4 protein-coding genes are annotated in these 2,589 nt (G+C 68.6%); 1 reads left to right on the top strand and 3 read right to left on the bottom strand.

Features of this window, described 5'->3' with window-relative positions; genetic code table 11:
- Both ACFDS3_RS20795 and ACFDS3_RS20790 read right to left on the bottom strand, forming a co-directional pair.
- Window positions 1-229, bottom strand: a 229-nt coding sequence (locus ACFDS3_RS20795; protein ID WP_375264226.1) for a hypothetical protein, incomplete at its 3' end; no start/stop codon positions are given.
- Window positions 207-716 carry a hypothetical protein gene (locus tag ACFDS3_RS20790; protein WP_375264225.1) on the bottom strand — a complete coding sequence of 170 codons (510 nt, stop codon included), beginning with the start codon at window positions 714-716 and terminating at the stop codon, window positions 207-209. The genes ACFDS3_RS20790 and ACFDS3_RS20795, both read right to left, overlap by 23 nt.
- A gap of 198 nt (window positions 717-914) precedes the next feature.
- On the opposite strand from ACFDS3_RS20790, the gene ACFDS3_RS20785 reads away from it, so the two are divergent.
- Window positions 915-1,532, top strand: a complete 618-nt coding sequence (locus ACFDS3_RS20785) for a YcbK family protein (protein ID WP_375264224.1) — start codon at window positions 915-917, stop codon at window positions 1,530-1,532.
- Here the strand turns inward: ACFDS3_RS20785 and ACFDS3_RS20780 are convergent.
- The coding region (locus ACFDS3_RS20780; RefSeq protein ID WP_375264223.1) for a hypothetical protein at window positions 1,503-2,589 on the bottom strand (1,087 nt) is incomplete at its 5' end. The genes ACFDS3_RS20785 and ACFDS3_RS20780 overlap by 30 nt on opposite strands.

Genomic DNA, 2,589 nt, shown 5'->3' with positions numbered 1-2,589 from the left:
TCTCCGGCGCGTTCACCGATCTCAGCCGGATCCGGAAGGCCTCGGGCCGCTGCGGTCGGCGCCCCTGGGTCAGGAGCGCCATCGGGTCGTTGCCGACAGCCTCCGGCGCGAGCACCCGGAAGGTGTCGCCGTCGATCACGTAGTAATCCGCGCTGCGCAGGATGAACGGCGCGGCGCGCCGGATCTGCATTCTCTCGTGGAGATGATCAGATCTCAGGTAGGTCAGCACCCTTGGCCTCCAGCCGCTGACGCGCCTCGAGCATGCGCTCGAGCCCGACATCGAGGTCGATGAACGTCATCCCGTTGTCGATGAAGGCGGGGCAGGCGGGTGGATAGATGTCGCCGCCGGCGTTGCGCATGGCCTGCAAGTCACCGATCGCGCTGTGGCACGCGATGCCCTCGGCCTCGAGCGCCGCGATCGCGCGGTCGAGGAAGCGTTCGTGCTTCTCGGTGTCGATGAAGACGAAGGTCTCGTCCCCCTTCGACTGCATGAAGAAGCCGTGCTCGATTTCCTCCTCGGACATCACCAGGTGCGAGAAGATCCGCTCGGGAATGCGGGCGGCATGCTCGACCGAGATCTGCGCATAGATGATCGGATCCCCGTTCAGGGAGTGACCGTCATAGCGGATGAGGATTGCCTCCTGGTCCTGCGGAGCGTAGCCCGGAGGCGGCCCTTGATGGACCTGGGCAAGCTTGCTCGTGGCGACAGCCATCATCGTTCTACTCCGTGGCTCGTATTCGATTGCCTCAAGAATGGGGCAGCCCGGCGAAAATCCAAAATGCGATGCGCGGGGATCCCCGCTCGATAATCCACAGGAACCTGCGAAGGCCAGTCAAATCCGGCCACAAGGGGCGCTCCCCGGCTGATAAGATCGGTGTCGCGAATGCCTCGACCCCATCGAACCGGAGCCCGCATGCCGACCAAGATCGATCTCGTGACCTTCAGCCGCCGCAGCTTCCTCAAGGGGGCGGCTGCCGCCGGGCTCATGCCGGCCCTGCCTGCCGTCGCCGCCGCCGCGGCGCCGCCGGACCCGCTGCGCGATGGCAGCGTGCTCGATCGGCTCGTCCCGCTCATCGATCCCGTCATCCACCTGCGCAACGCCAATACCGGCGAGGAGACCGAGCTGCGCTTCTTCGAAGATGGAGCCTATCTCGAAGGCCCCGTGAAGAAGCTCAACTGGATGTTCAGGGACTGGCGGCAGGAGGCGGCGCCGCAGATCGACGTCCGGCTGTTCTGGGCGCTCGCCGCCATCCGCGGCGGGGCGATGCAGGAGGGGCATTCGGGCAAGATCCAGCTGCTCAGCGGCTACCGCACCCGGGCCACCAACGACCTGCTGCGCCGCAAGGGCTACAAGGCCGCGGACAAGTCCTATCACCTGAAGGCGCGCGCCAGCGACCTTCGGCTCGAAGGCGTGCCGATGGAGCAGCTCGCCGAATACGCCGAATGGCTCGAGGTGGGCGGGGTCGGGCGCTACAAGCGCTCGAACTTCGTCCACATCGATTCAGGCCCAATCCGGGGCTGGCGGCAGTAGGTCCGGCGGAAACTCCAGCGCCGGCTCGTCGGCTGCGCCGGGCAGGCCGGGCGCGGCCGAGATGTCGACCGGACCGCCACTGCCCGCCTGGCCCAGGGCCGCGACGAGGACATCCTGCATGTCGGCGGGCAGCTTGAGGAACCACGCCACGACGCGGTGCCGGATCCGCTCATCGCTCGCGGCGTCCTCGTTCTCCTCCACCAGGTTGTCCCGGTTCTCGAGGATGCTTTCGATCATCCGGCAGGTGGCGGGGTTCCACAGCGCGCGGCGCGTCTTGCGGATCGTCGTCATGCCCTGCGGTGTCAGCCGCGGCAGCTCGCCGGGATCGCCGATCTCGATGTCGCGCGAGGCGATGGCCGTCTCGACATGCGCGGCGAGCGTCGAGGGGCGACCGATGCCCTCGAGCATCATCCCCTCGATCAGCATGGCGGGCGCCGGCCAGTGCCGCACACCCGTGCGCAGCTCGCGCCCCCAAGGCAGGGGCGTCAGCGTCTCCCGCTCCCAGTCGAGGCTCTGGAGATCCTCCATGTCCTGCTGGCTCAACTGGGTGTCGGCCTGCGAATTTCCCGGCCGCCAGTCGCCGACCTCCAGCTCGACCCGCCGGGCGGCTTCGAAGGCCCGCCGCGTGACGATCCGCGCCATCACCTCCATCGGCTCCTCGTCGACACCGCTGGGCCGGTCGTTGCGCCCCATGCTGAGGACCTTCACCCGCTCGATGTCCTTCCGGTCCACCCCGAAGATCGGGTGCAGCCCCTCATGCGCGCCCGGGGGCGCGGGCGGCGGCGGCGAGGTGTCGAAACCGGTGAAGCCGCATGAGGCGCCAAGGCGCGTCACACGCGCCGCCGATTCAGGGCCCAGGCTGCGCGCCTCGGTGCGCGGATAGGAGATCATGCCGGACAGGTAGGCGCGCTGGAGCCCCTTCATCGCGACCTGCGGCGCGAGGCCGTGATGGCGCACGGCATAGGCCAGCGCGTCGCCGGTGTTGAACGGCTCGACAGCGCCGAAGCGCGGCGCCACGGCGGCGCTCAGCGATTGGCGTGGCCGGACCGCGCCGGGG

Source organism: Palleronia sp. (genome assembly GCF_042089775.1).
In the GTDB taxonomy this organism is placed as follows: Bacteria; Pseudomonadota; Alphaproteobacteria; order Rhodobacterales; family Rhodobacteraceae; genus Palleronia.
The sequence above is the reverse complement of the archived record's forward strand: the minus strand, read 5'-3'. Positions and strand labels throughout refer to the sequence as shown.